The following is a 14104-nucleotide window of genomic DNA, read 5'->3' on the forward strand; positions in this document are numbered from 1 at the left end:
TACTATCAGGACAAGGAAGCAACAATCAAATGCAAAAAAATTAACAGGAGAAAAATGTGTTAACATTGCGGATGCAGTAAACCGCAAGGTATCACAATAACTCACTGTTTATAATAAATATAATAAGGATTTCTGATGAGTTCTCAAAAATTGTCAGTCATTGAAAAGATCGGTTACGGCTCCGGGGACATGGCCGTTAACGTGGTGATGTCGTCAATGATGTTAATTATTACCTTCTTTTATACCGATATTTTTGGGCTAAAGCCCGCCGATGTCGGGATCCTGTTCCTGCTGGTCCGTCTTATCGATGCCGTTACCGATCCCTTGATGGGCATTATTAACGATAAAGTGACCACCCGTTGGGGAAGATATCGCCCCTACTTCCTATTTATGGCGATTCCCTTTGGTATTTCCGTCTTCTTAACCTTCTCGACCCCAGACTGGGATTACAATGCCAAGCTTATCTGGGCCTACTCGACCTATATTCTGGTCACTATCATCTTTACCACTGTGACTATTCCGTATATTTCGATTATCAGCGTGATCACCGACAATCCAAAAGAGCGCTTATCCGCCAACGGTTATCGTTTGTTCTTCGCCAAAATTGCCGCCTTTTTAGTAACCATTATCGTGCCTATGTTAGCTTCAGCCTGGGGCGGTGAAGACATCGCCGCGGGTTATCAAAAGGCCATGGGTTTGATGGCATTAATGGCAACACTGTTGTTTTTATTCTGCTTTTTTACTACCACAGAGCGTGTGGCCTACAAGGTTGAAACTAAGCCTGTTGCCATGCAGTTGCGATTATTACTCAAAAACGACCAATGGTTAGTGTTAACCGCGATTTGTGTGATTGGCACCATTGGCTATGTGATCCGCGGATCGGTAGCAGCCTACTACGCCACCTACTACTTGGGCGGCGATGCCAAAATGCTCTCGGCATTCCTGTCGACCGGTGTGGGCGCAGCGATTCTGGCCATGGTCGCTTCAACTTGGATCACTAAGCGTTACTGCAAACTTAAACTCTTCCGTTACAGCCAAATCGCGGTTGGGATCTTAAGCGTCATAATGTTCTTTGCCGTGCAACCGGGGGACATAGTGCTGGCCTTCGTACTTTACTTTGCGATTTCATTTGTGGTGGATTTACATGCGCCTATCTTCTGGTCGGTGATTTCCGAGTCGGTGGATTATGGCACAGTCAAAACGGGCCACAGGGTCTCTGGCCTTGCCTTTGGCGGGATATCATTCGCCCAAAAAGCGGGTATGGGCGCAGCGGGATTTGTAGTCGGTATGTTGTTGGCCTATTTCAATTATCAACCCGGTGCAACCCAAAGCGAATTTGCACTGATGGGGATTTCATTAATGCTGACGGTGATCCCTGGCGCATTCCACGCCCTGATGGGATTACTGATGTTCAAATATAAGATTTCGGACCGCGTGTATGAAGAAATCAAACAGGCTTTACCTGAGCAGGCGAATTTCAGCCAAGCGGATGCCAGCCGTGAGGTCAATCCAAAGGCCGTGACGAGCCAAGTCTCGGCGTAATTCATTTAATGACCATTTAATTCAACTATGGCCATTTCGCTTAAATATGCCAAAGCCCCTACCAAGGGGCTTTTTTATCACACCGTATGACATTTGCGTTATATCGATTACTACGAACGTGCACTCTACAACCATATTCTCTCGTCCCAGCAAACGAGCCCCATCACGCTGATCCCCTTCTTTCGCCTGCATGACAGCCGCTATACCTTGTATTTTGGCCAGAGCGCTCCCGATGAATGGCAACAAAAACAGCAAGAGTTAGCTCAAAAAGCCCAGATGGAAGCCAAGCTGATGGCGCAAACCTTAGATAGTGTGCAGCCCGGTGAGCAGCAACCTGAGTCGGATCATTTCTTTAAGGCATCAAAGAGTGAAGCGGGCCTTAATGGTAATCGCCATTGGCGCCATGCCGAGGATTGGTTTAGCTATCAACTCGATGCCAAAGGTGAACCGCAACCCATATTGCGCTTAACTTACTTTGGTTTGGATGCAGGGCGACGTTTTGACATTTTGATCAACGATAAACGCCTTGCCGAAGTCACTCTGCCTGCCGATAAGGGGCCAACATTTTATAGTGTCGACTACCCTATTCCCGCCGATATGCTTTTGGATAGCACTGTACCCTTCAGGGTGAAATTTGTGGCAAAACCGGGCTCGATTGCTGGCGGTTTATATGAGGTGCGCCTACTAAAAAGTGAGCCAAGCTCGACTCAGTAAGCGAGCATCCCGAGCGCATGTAGGCACTCGGACTTAAAGCACTCATTCAGATAAGGGAAAGTGAAACGCTTTCCCTTGTTTTTATCCCCTTACCCAGAGTTTCTACACTTGGCACTACCTAATCTTTGCTGGTGGCCCTATGCGACTCGCCGTAAATAACAGCCACTATCCGTCAATATTTCAGTCAATATTTCAGTCAATATTTCAGTCAATATTGAGTGGGATGTCGTCGGTTATAGACGAAATAAGCAAGTTGTGTTGAAAATTTTTGTAGGCAATATTCACTGCAATTGCTGATAAAAATGAGCAACCATCTCTTTATCGTTGCAACTTTGAACAAAATAATCGATATCAGCATCGCTTTGATCGCCAAACCAGACGGAGAACAATATTGCCTGCGGGTTTAGCGGACGCATAGCTTTAACCTCATTGAGCGCCCTGACTAATATGGCGTACAAGGCTTTGAGGTAAGCATCAAATGCCTCTTCGGACTCAAGCGCTTCAGTGTCCTCTTGCAGCAATTGCAGTTTGTCGTTAACTGCCTCAAAAATATCTTCATTTTCATCGTGATGTGGAGAGTCGCAGGCCGACCAACGCAGCGTTTGCTTAAGCTCTGCGAGGGATTTATGTCGAAAACGATGATCGTTTTGATATTGCTCTGCGACGGCAGTCAAACCTTCCTCAGTGAAAAGCGTAACGCCTAGATATTCCACTAAGGGCGTGCTGTATAGGCAAAAACCGTAGAGGGTCTGCATCGGATAGTGTGACAGCCACCAATCGTAATATTCTGCTAGTGCCAGAGCGAGTTCCTGAGCTAAGTTTTCCAATCCAGCTTCAATATCCGCACTAAGCTTGTCCTTATTTATCGCCATATCCCTACTCCTCGATCTTGGCAAAATCATCATCACTGAAATTCACTCCCACATTCAGGCAGGACTCCTACCCACAATGTGAATGCTCGGGCGGCAATATAACATCTTTAGCTTCAAAGATTGAATCGGTTAAGTGATTGAAATAGCGATTGGAATAGCTTGTTTTGCGTGCGAGCCTAAACAATCGCGCTTCAGTCAGGCATAAAAAAGCGGGGCTGCTGAAGCATGCCCCGCGGGTATCACATCATTTGTGGTGGTAAATGAATTAGTAGAGGTTGAACAAGGGGCGCCCGCTCTCATCAAATGCCACCGCTAACGTCCGCGCATGGCGATTGGGATCATAGAGTGGATCTTTAATGATTTGGGCTAATGGACGGGTATCTGTCTTTGGCACCACGCTAGGATCGCCCACCGCATGTTCATAATCACGGGCATGGTAAACACAGATGGGCGTTATGCCATCTTCTGCCACGGTGAAACTGTTATGACCAGGGCCGAAGATTTGCTTGTCGACATCAGTGCACAGCACTGGCTGGCGGGTTTTCTTCCATGAGTTACGATCGAGCAAATCAGCATGCTCATCGGCCTCCATATAACCCATGCAATAACAAGCACCTGTGGCGCTGGCCGAGAAAGTAATGAAGATTTTCCCCTGATGTTTAAGCACTGCAGGCCCTTCATTAACCCAAAAATCGACTCGTTCCCAATCGTAATCTGGGGTGGTGAGCATAAATTGCGCCGTCTTTAACTTGATGGGCGATGCCATTTCCGCTAAATACAGGTTGGATGCCGCAAATTGACCGCCGGTTTTCTCCGCCCAGCAGAAGTAACGCTTACCGTTGTTTTCAAAAATGGTCGCATCTAAGGAAAAGTCGATAAATGACTTATTATCACCATCGGCCGCCTGCATCATGCCAAGTTCAATCCATTCATTATTCAAGGGATCTTGCCCTTGGCATTCAAGCACATAGGGGCGTAAGGCCCAAATATTTTCCTCTTCGCTGGCGGCAAAGTAGATGTACCATTTGCCGTCGAGATAATGGATCTCGGGCGCCCATACGTGGCGGCTCATCGGGCCGCTTTGGTGTTTAAACCAGATATCGAAGGTTTGGGCGTCTTGCAAGCCGTCTAAGGTCTTGGATTTACGCAGTTCAATCCGATCGTAGGTCGGAACAGAACCCGTAAAGTAGTAATAACCGTCGCTATGTCGGTACACAAAGGGATCGGCGCGCTGCTCGACTAGGGGGCTGTTTGTTGCTCTTATCATGGAAAACCTATCTATTTCGATTACTTAAGTGTGCTGTTCGTATCTGTTAAATACATTTCGCTTATTTAGCGGGATTGCGTGTCTTGCTGATGCAGGGTTTGGTTATCGCTGTGCTGATTATCAAATACTGGAAAACCGTCCGCCGACCAGCGAATGGCGCGGTAGTAAGTGTGCCGATTGCCGTCGGTCAATGGTGTCCCCTGCAGCTCAAGGTAATTACGTGCATGGTAAAACATCAGCTCGGTTTTACCATCCTCTGCCAGCACAAAACTATTATGGCCAGGACCAAAACGCATTAGGTTTGCCTCTGTGGTAAAGATAGGGTTTACCGATTTATGCCAACTCTTGGGATCGAGTAAATCGGCATTTTCATCGGCCCATAATAGCCCCATGGCATAACGGTCGTCTGTGGCACTGGCGGAATAAGTCACGAAGACCTTACCGTTTTTAACCAACACCGCAGCGCCTTCGTTGACTTTAAAGCCTAAACGCTCCCAATCCAATAAGGGCTCGCTGATAATGGTTTCGTTATCAGAGAGTTGAGTCGGTGATAGCATTTTGGCAATCACTAAACCAGTGTTGTAACGCTTGGCTTTGTCCTGCTGCGCCCAAATAAAATATCGCTCGCCCTTCAGGCTAAAGCTGGTCGCATCGAGGGAGAAGGCATCCTGCGCCGATTGCAATTTGCCAAGCTCCTGCCACTGCCCCGTCATCGGCGAGTCACCCTCGAGTCCTAAGACAAACATGCGGTTATGAAAACGCACATCCTTATTGCTGGCCGCAAAATAGATATACCATCGACCATCGATTTTGTGCAGCTCAGGCGCCCAAATATCGATACTCATAGGGCCAGTTTCATGCTTGCGCCACAGGGTTTTAGGTGTTGCTTGGCGTAAACCGTCGATGGTTTTTGCGTGGCGAAGTTCGATGCGGTCAAACTCAGGCACAGAGGCAATAAAGTAGTAACTGCCGTCATCATCGCGGATCACCCAAGGATCAGCCCTTCTCTCGATAAAGGGCGCATTCGCATCGAGGGCTTGCGCTGTGGCGCTGTGGGATTGTGCGCGGCTAATCTCAAGCACAGGCACGGCTTGCGCTAATGGCAGTGCCAATGCGGCGAGTAAGCCACAGGTCAAAGGCAAGCGCCGAAAGACCGACAGGTTAGGTTGACGATTATCCATGTTGTTTTTTGCGTCCATTCAAGAGTTTCTGTAATAGGATGAAAAAGAACAATAAGAGTCCGATAACAATCTTGGTCCACCAACTGCTTAAGCTGCCATCGAAGGTGATATAAGTTTGGATCACCCCCATCAAAATCACTCCAAGTACAGTGCCGACCACAAATCCACTGCCGCCCGTCAGTAACGTACCACCAATGACCACGGCCGCAATAGCATCCAGTTCGACGCCAATGGCGCCAAGCGCATAGCCAGAAAAGGTGTAAAAGGTAAAGACAATGCCCGCCAGCGTTGCCAGAAAGCTACTGATGGCGTAAATACTGATAGTGGTTTTCGCGATGGAAATCCCCATTAGTTCAGCAGAATGTTGATTGCCACCAATGGCATACACATTGGTGCCGAAACGGCTGTAATGCATCACAATGGCGATAATCACAAAAAACAGAATAAAGATCAGTGAGCTTAAATCGAGCGCAGCATTGCCTGGTAGTGCAATGCTCATCTCGGCCACCGCATCGTAAAATGGATGGTCAATGGCAATCGACTCTTCGCTGAGCGTCGTCGCTAAGCCCCGCGCAAGGAACATGCCCGCAAGCGTCACGATAAAAGGCTGCAACTTATACACATGGATAATAGTGCCCATGAGTGCGCCAAACAGCGTGCCAAGGGGCAAGATAACCGCAAAGGCCAACAATGGATGCCACTGGTACTCAGTGATCAATAAACTGCTGACAACCCCACTTAAGGCGATGACGGCGCCAACCGAAAGATCAATGCCCCCGGAGATAATCACTAAGGTCATGCCTAATGCGGTGATAAGTAAAAACGCATTGTCACGCAACAGGTTGGTGACTACTCGGCCGCTGGCAAAACCGTCAAACTGAAAGGTGCCGACCAGAAACATCGTCAGCAGCAATGAGGCGGTGATCCACAGCGGGATAAAACGTCTTGCTATCATGGTTTTTCTCCTGTTGCTGTACTGGCTTTTGCGCTTGTGCCCTTTTCTACTGGTTTGGCATCCGTTTGGCGCTTGGTTGTGAACAGCGCCGACAATTGGCGCCTAAATTTAGCCGATTGCAACAGCAGTACGGTCAGGATAACGATGGCCTTGATCAGCAAGTTAAATTTAGCGGGTAATCCACTGACGATAATCGTGGTCGCTAAGGTCTGGATGATCAGCGCGCCGACGACCGACAGAATCAAGGAGAAACGCCCGCCCGTGAGTGCGGCGCCGCCAATAACCACTGCTAATATGGCATCGAGCTCAAGCCACAGTCCGGCATTATTCGCATCTGAACCTTGGATATCGGCGGTGCTGATCATGCCGGCCAACGCCGCGCACAGACCCGCAATGGCATAGGCGAACAGTTTGATGGATTTATCGTTGATCCCAAGGTAACGACTCGCCTTGGCATTACAGCCTACCGCTTCGATAAACAGCCCTAAGGCGGTTTTACGTAGCAGTAATTGGCTAAAGATCAGCATCCCAATCACAATCCACACTGGCATCGGCAGGCCTAAAAACTGGCCTACGCCAATAGCGGCAAAGCCTGGGTGCTGGAAGGTGATAATTTGCCCTTGGTTGATAAGCTGAGCAACACCGCGCCCTGCCACCATAAGCAACAAGGTTGCGACAATCGGTTGAATGCCTAAGAAACTCACCAGACCACCATTAATACAACCAGCTAAGAGCCCAACGCTTAAGCCCGCAGCAATGACGATGACTAAGCTTAAATCCGGCACTAACAGTAGATTGGCGCAAACCGCGCCCGCAATCGCCATCACGGCACCAACCGACAGGTCGATTCCGCCAGTGGCAATCACGAGGCTCATGCCAATGGAGAGCAGCGCCACGGGTGCACTGCGATTTAAGATATCAATCAAGGAGCCATAGAGTCTGTCGTCTTGATAGCTGATATTGAAGAAACTGCTGTCAATGAACAGATTGGCAAGTAACAGAATACTTAAGGCCAATAGTGGCCAGAGGTATCGACCAATGGAGGTCGACTTGCCCGCTTGGTAACGGGCGCTTTTTTCTTGAACCATGGTCTTGTGGCTTTCCTGCATCCGTGGTTGTCGCTCAGATGAGTTCGACTCAGGCGAAAATGATTCGGTCGATAGGGTTTGGACAGAGTTTTTCATTTATCCCTCCGCAATCGCTTGCATTACATGTTGCGAGGTCAGTTCCGCGCCTGAAAGTTCACGTACTGCATATCTGTCGCGTAGCACCACGACTTTATTTGAAAAGGCCACAAGCTCATCAAGCTCGGACGATGCGACCAATAGTGACATGCCGTCATCACACAGGCTTCTGATAAGCTTGACGATTTCAGCGTGGGCACCAATATCGATGCCACGGGTCGGCTCATCCAGTACCAATAAAATCGGCTCTATGGCTAACCAACGCGCGAGGATAACCTTTTGCTGATTACCGCCACTTAATTGCTCTATGGGTTTATCTGCGTCTGGTGTCGCAATCTGTAATTTATCGATAAAGAACTGGGCAATTTCCTGCTGCCGAGCTTTAGATAAATAACGCCACCAACCGATACGCGCTTGCAGCGCGAGTATGATGTTTTCACGGATAGACAAAGGGCCGATAATGCCGTCAATCTTACGATCTTCAGGGCACAGGGCGATCCCGGCGCTGATCGCATCCACGGGTTGCGACAGCTTGAGTTTCTGCCCCGCCAAATGAATACTGCCGCTATCGACTAAATCCAGCCCAAATACCGCGTTGCAGACTTCGCTGCGCCCCGATCCTAAAAGACCCGCAAGCCCGACCGCCTGCCCCTTAGGTACGGTAAGATTCATCGATTGAATCGAGCCTTTCACCGACACACCTTCAAGGGATAACAACACCGCATCGGCGCTGGCAACCGTGCGTTCCTTTTCCTGCTTATCGACCAATTGCTCCTGCAGTGAGCGCCCGAGCATAGCTTCAATCAGCTTAGGCTGTGGTAATTCGGCCGTCAGATATTCGCCGATAAATCGCCCATTACGCAGCACGGTAATGCGATCGCTTATCTGATAAACCTGATCGAGGAAGTGTGTGATAAAAACAATAGCCACACCCTTGGCTTTGAGCTGGTTTAAGATCCCAAATAGCACTTGGACTTCTTTGGCATCTAAGCTAGCCGTAGGCTCATCGAGCACTAATACCTTGGCCGACATGGCAACACCGCGGGCGATGGCAATGAGTTGTTGCACCGCGATGGAATAGTCCGACAGCGGCGCGCTAACATCGATATCCAGCTTGAACTGGGTTAACACGGCCCGTGCGTTGGCATACATTTTTTTAAAATGGATCAGCCCAAGACGGCGCGGTTCGTAACCAAGGAACAAATTTTGTGCCACGGTCAGGTTAGGCACTAGGTTCACCTCCTGATAAACCGTGCTGATCCCCGCCTTTTGCGCATCCATCGGTGTGTTGAAATGCTGCGGCTCGCCAAGAAAGAGGATGTCGCCCATATCTTTTGACTGGGCGCCTGTCATCACTTTCACCAGCGTCGATTTACCCGCACCGTTTTCGCCGAGCAGGGCGTGAACTTCCCCCGCAAATAACCGCAAACTCACATCCTCAAGGGCTTTTACGCCCGGATAGTGCTTACTGATCTGCTTGAGTTCTAAAATAAGGCTCATAGCTATTCCCCAAGAAAGCGTCAATCTGACTATTGCTGGCGACGCTTTTCGTACTCGGCGGCAGCGGTTTCTTGGGTAAATACGTCACCCGTGGTGCTGATAAGCTTAGGCTGCTCCTTGTTACCCTTCAGGTACGCATCGATAGCATCAAATGCAGGGCCGCCTAAGTATGGGCTAAGCTCAACCGTGGCATTGACATCACCATCGGCCATCGCCTTAAAGTAATCGGGGACACCGTCCACGGAGACGATCAGAATATCTTTGCCCGGTTTTAAACCCGCTTCTTTAATGGCTTGCACGGCGCCGAGGGCCATTTCATCGTTATGCGCCCACACGGCGCACAGTGGTTGACCGTTTTGGGCCTTGAGGAAACCTTCCATCACTTCCTTACCCTTAGCACGGGTAAATTCGCCGGTTTGGCTGCGAACAATCTTGGCATTGGGATAATTGGCAATCACTTGGTTAAAACCAGTGGCGCGATCAATCGCTGCGGTTGCCCCGACTGTGCCCTGTAATTCTGCGATATCACAGTTGCCTTGGGTTTTATCCATGAGCCATTGGCCAATCTTGCGGCCTTCTTCGGTAAAGTCGGAGGCAATACGGGTGAGGAATAGGGAATCATCATCGACCTTAATATTACGGTCTACTATCACCACAGGGATGTTGGCGCGTTTCGCTTCTCTCAGCACTGGCTTCCAGCCTGTTTCCACCACGGGCGCGATGATAATGGCATCCACGCCTTGGGCGATAAAGCTACGCACGGCTTTGATTTGGTTCTCTTGTTTTTGCTGAGCGTCGGCAAATTTTAAATCGATGCCACGCTGTTTGGCTTCGGCCTTGACCGCTTCGCTAAAGCTGGTACGCCAACCACTCTCGGAGCCAACCTGTGAAAAGCCCACCGTGGTGGCGTAGGCACAAGTAGCACTGACAGCCCATAATCCCAATGCGGTAATGATTTTATTATGTTTCATTATTATTCCCTTTATAATTTTAGGTAACAGAGATCCCCTAGCCTGCTGTTAACAGCAGGCTAACTCGTACAAATAAATGTTATTTCGCCTTGATTGAATTAAATATTCTTAAACTTATGTACCGTAATTTGTTGATATTGAGTATTTGCCTCAAGCATGACACTCGGGAAATGGTCAATGTTCACCGCATTCGGATAACCGTGGGTTTCTAAACACAGGCCATGGAATTGATTAATGCTATAACCTTCATCATCAATATGGCTGCCATCGAGAAAGTTACCGCTGTAAAATTGCACGCCGACTTCTGTGGTACTAATTTCGAGTTCTCGGCCAGAAAGCGGATCTTTTAACACCGCAATAGTCTGCAAACTGTTTTTATTGTCTGGATTTCTATCCATCACAAAATAATGATCATAACCATTAGTTAATTGCTTAATATCCGTGGCAATTAGCTTCGGTTGTTTGAAATCGTAAGCGCCATCGTCGACTAAGATTAATTCACCCGTCGGGATCTGTTCATTATCGAGCGCCAGGAAATGGCTGGCTTGAATGGAGAGTTCGTGCCCTAAAATGCCTTGCTGTTTGTTTGAGGCAAGATTCCAGTAGGCATGATTGGTTAAACAGACGGGTGTGGTTTGATCGCAAGTGGCGTGATAACTTAGGATTAATTCATTGTTTTCATTGAGGCGGTATTCTAGCTTAATGGCAAGATTACCCGGAAATCCTTGATCGCCATCGGGACTGGTAATGCTGAAAACCGCCGCTACACTGTCACTATCCTGCAAAGTCTCAACCTGCCAAGTGCAATGGCTTAATCCTTTAGGACCGCCGTGAAATTGGTTATTGCCTTCGTTGGCGACTAATTGAATCGTTTTACCTGCTAAAGGAAATTGTGCTTTACCAATACGATTCGCAACACGGCCGGCGGTAATACCAAAATAATAGGGATTAGTCGCCCAATCTTTAATATCTTGATAGCCAAGACTTAATGAAATAGGTTGCTCATCTTTGCCATAAAGTTTTACCGACCAAATGCTAGCGCCGTAATTTGACAGAACCACTTCAAGCCCGTGGCTATTGGTAAGCGTGACTAATTGTAATTCATCCGCAAATGCGGCATGTTCTACATTTTTTTTAGAGACGGAGAGTTGCATGGTGAGTGCTTTACCTTTTATTTAAAAATAAACTCAGCACTCACCTCATTATTCAATGAACTGAAATTTTATTGTGATATTTAAATCCAACCACCATCGACAATAAAATTTTGTGCGGTGCAGAGTTTGCTATCATCTGCTGCTAAAAATAACGCCATAGCAGCAATATCTTCGGGCATTACATATTCTTTAATACATTGGTTATTTTCGATATGTTTTGCCGTATCTTTATCTACCCAGTGTGTGAGTTGACGTTTTGTCATCACCCAACCCGGCGTTAAGGTATTAATCCGGATTTTATCTTTGCCTAAATCGGCGGCTAAACCTCGAGTTAAGCCCATGACACCAGCTTTTGAGGCCGTATATCCCGCCATTCCCGCTTGACGATTGTGCCAACTCATCGAGCCAAAATTGATAACAGAACCCCCTCCAAGCCGCTGCATTTGCGGCCTTACCGCTTGTATGGCAAAAAAGTAGTGCCGCAAATTGGTATTTAAGCATTGGTCCCAATATTCTGGCGTGACTTCATCTATGCTATGCCTTTCATCGCACGCGGCATTGTTAATCAATACCGAGATAGGGCCTAAATCGTCTTCCACCTGAGTAATCACGCTTTTCAGTGCCGTCACATCGACTAAATCACAGTGATAAAACTTCACGCTAGCGTCAGGTAGAGTGTGGTTAAGGCCTGCGACAAGTTGAGTCGACTCCTCAACTAAAATGTCGACAAATGCCACCTTAGCGCCCTGCTCTAAAAAAGACCGTACTAAGCAAGCCCCAATACCCGTACCACCGCCACTAATAAAAATGGTCTTACCTTGTAAACTCGGGTATTGATTAGTCAACTTCATAACTCAACCTTTTATTAAAATAATTATTTGGTTTCATTATAAAAGAAAACGAGTTCATATTTAATGGGAATGTGCGGGTATCTCTGCACCTCGACATCCTACGAGAAAATCAAAATCACATCCCTCATCCGCTTGGAGCACATGCTCCTTAAAAAGCGAGAGATAGCCACCATTCACAGGAATGGATTTCACCGCCGCGAGTTTTGCTAGGCGCGCCTGTAACTCTTGATCGCTGATCTCCAGCTGTAATATCCCTGCATAGGTATCGAGCGCTATCATGTCACCATTTTGTACTGCGGCGAGCGGCCCGAGTGCCTGCGCTTCTGGCGCAACATGGAGAACAACGGTACCAAAGGCGGTGCCACTCATGCGTGCATCGGAAATCCTTACAATATCTTTAATTCCTTTTTTCAGCAGCTTAGGTGGCAATCCCATATTGCCAACCTCAGCCATGCCCGGATATCCTTTAGGGCCACAGTTTTTAAGCACCATAATGCTGTTTTCATCAATATCCAGTTCAGGATCGCCAATGCGAGCGTTGTAATCGTCAAAACTTTCAAACACGACCGCTTTACCACGGTGTTGCATCAAGTGCGCGCTGGCGGCGGAGGGCTTGATCACTGCGCCGCGAGGCGCGAGATTGCCGCGCAGTACGCGAATGCCACCATTTTCGACCAAGGGATTTTCAAGTGACATGATCACCTCTTGGTTATAACAAGGCGCCTCTTTAACATTGTCCCAGAGGCTAGCGGCATTGACGGTGAGCGTGTTTTTGCTCAGTAAATCATGCTCAAACAGCTGCCTTAATACTACTGGCAGGCCACCTGCGTAGTAAAAGTCTTCCATTAAGTACTGACCCGAAGGCTTAAGATTCACTATGGTCGGTACAGTGTAACCATGGCGCCAGTCATCCAGTGACAGATCAACTCCTATCCTGCCGGCAATGGCCTTTAAATGGATAACGGCGTTAGTTGAACCACCAATGGCAGCATTGACTTTGATGGCATTGATAAAAGCATCACGGCTTAAAATTTTACTTAAGGTCAAATCCTCTTTGACCATGTCCACAATTCGCATTCCCGACATATGGGCCAACACTTGGCGGCGAGAATCCACCGCAGGAATGGCGGCATTGTGTGGCAAACTCACGCCGAGGGTTTCCACCATACAGGCCATAGTCGATGCCGTACCCATAGTGTTACAGGTGCCCGTTGAGCGTGACATATCCGCTTCGGCATTCATAAATGCGGCGAGGCTGATGTTGCCTGCTTTATATTCTTGATGCAGTTCCCACACGAGTGTGCCCGAACCGACATCCTTGCCCTTATGCTTACCATTGAGCATGGGACCACCCGTGACGACTATCGTCGGTAAATCACAACTGGCCGCGCCCATCAATAAAGCCGGAGTCGTTTTATCGCAGCCTACTAACAGCACAACACCGTCGATGGGATTGCCACGAATGGCTTCTTCCGTGTCCATAGCCGCAAGGTTACGCGTTAACATGGCGCTAGGGCGCAAATTGGACTCGCCATTTGAAAACACGGGGAACTCCACCGGAATGCCACCCGCTTCCCGAATGCCATTCTTTACTCTTTGGGCCAGTTCCCGCAGGTGACCATTGCAGGGCGTCAATTCTGACCAGGTATTACAAATACCAATCACAGGCTTATTTTGAAAGTGATGCTCTGGTATGCCTTGGTTTTTCATCCAACTGCGGTACATAAAGCCATTTTTATCATCACTACCAAACCAGCTTGCCGAACGAAGTGTTTTCGGTTTTTTATTATTCATATGACACCTTCGTTTTCCAAAGCACGTGCCCTGCCCGACATATTCAATTAGCAGCATTACGGTCGACTATCAGAGAGTTGGTGCACCTTTATGCCCTGAGTTAACAATTTGTACTTTAA

12 protein-coding genes are annotated in these 14104 nt (G+C 48.1%); 2 read left to right on the forward strand and 10 right to left on the reverse strand.

From position 1 onward, the window contains the following. Positions 1–135: 135 nt before the first annotated feature. Positions 136–1542, forward strand: a complete 1407-nt coding sequence (locus HG547_RS17020; RefSeq protein WP_169548500.1) for an MFS transporter — start codon at positions 136–138, stop codon at positions 1540–1542. A 93-nt stretch (positions 1543–1635) separates the two neighbouring features. Continuing rightward, positions 1636–2256, forward strand: a complete 621-nt coding sequence (locus HG547_RS17025; RefSeq protein WP_248278760.1) for a glycoside hydrolase family 127 protein — start codon at positions 1636–1638, stop codon at positions 2254–2256. 281 nt (positions 2257–2537) lie between these two features. Here the strand turns inward: HG547_RS17025 and HG547_RS17030 are convergent, their stop codons facing one another. The 10 genes from HG547_RS17030 to HG547_RS17075 form a co-directional block, all read right to left on the reverse strand. After that, positions 2538–3128 (reverse strand): DUF4303 domain-containing protein, encoded by a 591-nt coding sequence (locus HG547_RS17030; protein ID WP_169548501.1) that lies wholly within the window; start codon positions 3126–3128, stop codon positions 2538–2540. Positions 3129–3393: 265 nt separating this feature from the next. Further along, positions 3394–4395 carry a family 43 glycosylhydrolase gene (locus HG547_RS17035; protein ID WP_169548502.1) on the reverse strand — a complete coding sequence of 334 codons (1002 nt, stop codon included), beginning with the start codon at positions 4393–4395 and terminating at the stop codon, positions 3394–3396. A 65-nt stretch (positions 4396–4460) separates the two neighbouring features. Then, complete coding sequence (locus HG547_RS17040) at positions 4461–5594, reverse strand: family 43 glycosylhydrolase (protein WP_169548503.1); 1134 nt, start codon at positions 5592–5594, stop codon at positions 4461–4463. Then, positions 5569–6531, reverse strand: a complete 963-nt coding sequence (gene yjfF / locus HG547_RS17045) for a galactofuranose ABC transporter, permease protein YjfF (protein ID WP_169548504.1) — start codon at positions 6529–6531, stop codon at positions 5569–5571. The genes HG547_RS17040 and yjfF overlap by 26 nt, the downstream gene beginning before the upstream one ends. Continuing rightward, the gene (locus HG547_RS17050; RefSeq protein WP_169548505.1) at positions 6528–7715 is read right to left on the reverse strand and encodes an ABC transporter permease; all 1188 of its coding nucleotides are present in this window, start codon (positions 7713–7715) and stop codon (positions 6528–6530) included. The genes yjfF and HG547_RS17050 overlap by 4 nt, the downstream gene beginning before the upstream one ends. Then, positions 7716–9215: a sugar ABC transporter ATP-binding protein gene (locus HG547_RS17055; protein ID WP_169548506.1), complete on the reverse strand. Its 1500-nt coding sequence runs from the start codon at positions 9213–9215 to the stop codon at positions 7716–7718. It lies immediately after the preceding gene. 29 nt (positions 9216–9244) lie between these two features. After that, complete coding sequence (locus HG547_RS17060) at positions 9245–10186, reverse strand: ABC transporter substrate-binding protein (protein ID WP_144346532.1); 942 nt, start codon at positions 10184–10186, stop codon at positions 9245–9247. Between the two features lie 98 nt (positions 10187–10284). Next, the gene (locus tag HG547_RS17065; protein ID WP_169548507.1) at positions 10285–11340 is read right to left on the reverse strand and encodes an aldose epimerase family protein; all 1056 of its coding nucleotides are present in this window, start codon (positions 11338–11340) and stop codon (positions 10285–10287) included. A gap of 80 nt (positions 11341–11420) precedes the next feature. Then, positions 11421–12191 (reverse strand): SDR family oxidoreductase, encoded by a 771-nt coding sequence (locus HG547_RS17070; RefSeq protein ID WP_169548508.1) that lies wholly within the window; start codon positions 12189–12191, stop codon positions 11421–11423. 60 nt (positions 12192–12251) lie between these two features. Further along, positions 12252–13985: an IlvD/Edd family dehydratase gene (locus HG547_RS17075; protein WP_169548509.1), complete on the reverse strand. Its 1734-nt coding sequence runs from the start codon at positions 13983–13985 to the stop codon at positions 12252–12254. Between the last annotated feature and the right edge of the window lie 119 nt (positions 13986–14104).

The sequence above is a fragment of the Shewanella sp. DNRA4 genome (assembly GCF_012843185.1).
Taxonomy (GTDB): Bacteria; Pseudomonadota; Gammaproteobacteria; order Enterobacterales; family Shewanellaceae; genus Shewanella; species Shewanella xiamenensis.

Bases quoted from the DNA above. Each gene is read 5' to 3' on its own strand.
- HG547_RS17020 (WP_169548500.1), top strand. From the start codon at position 136: ATGAGTTCTCAAAAATTGTCAGTCATTGAAAAGATCGGTTACGGCTCC.
- HG547_RS17030 (WP_169548501.1), bottom strand. From the start codon at position 3,128: ATGGCGATAAATAAGGACAAGCTTAGTGCGGATATTGAAGCTGGATTG.
- HG547_RS17035 (WP_169548502.1), bottom strand. From the start codon at position 4,395: ATGATAAGAGCAACAAACAGCCCCCTAGTCGAGCAGCGCGCCGATCCC.
- HG547_RS17040 (WP_169548503.1), bottom strand. From the start codon at position 5,594: ATGGACGCAAAAAACAACATGGATAATCGTCAACCTAACCTGTCGGTC.
- yjfF (WP_169548504.1), bottom strand. From the start codon at position 6,531: ATGATAGCAAGACGTTTTATCCCGCTGTGGATCACCGCCTCATTGCTG.
- HG547_RS17050 (WP_169548505.1), bottom strand. From the start codon at position 7,715: ATGAAAAACTCTGTCCAAACCCTATCGACCGAATCATTTTCGCCTGAG.
- HG547_RS17055 (WP_169548506.1), bottom strand. From the start codon at position 9,215: ATGAGCCTTATTTTAGAACTCAAGCAGATCAGTAAGCACTATCCGGGC.
- HG547_RS17060 (WP_144346532.1), bottom strand. From the start codon at position 10,186: ATGAAACATAATAAAATCATTACCGCATTGGGATTATGGGCTGTCAGT.
- HG547_RS17065 (WP_169548507.1), bottom strand. From the start codon at position 11,340: ATGCAACTCTCCGTCTCTAAAAAAAATGTAGAACATGCCGCATTTGCG.
- HG547_RS17070 (WP_169548508.1), bottom strand. From the start codon at position 12,191: ATGAAGTTGACTAATCAATACCCGAGTTTACAAGGTAAGACCATTTTT.
- HG547_RS17075 (WP_169548509.1), bottom strand. From the start codon at position 13,985: ATGAATAATAAAAAACCGAAAACACTTCGTTCGGCAAGCTGGTTTGGT.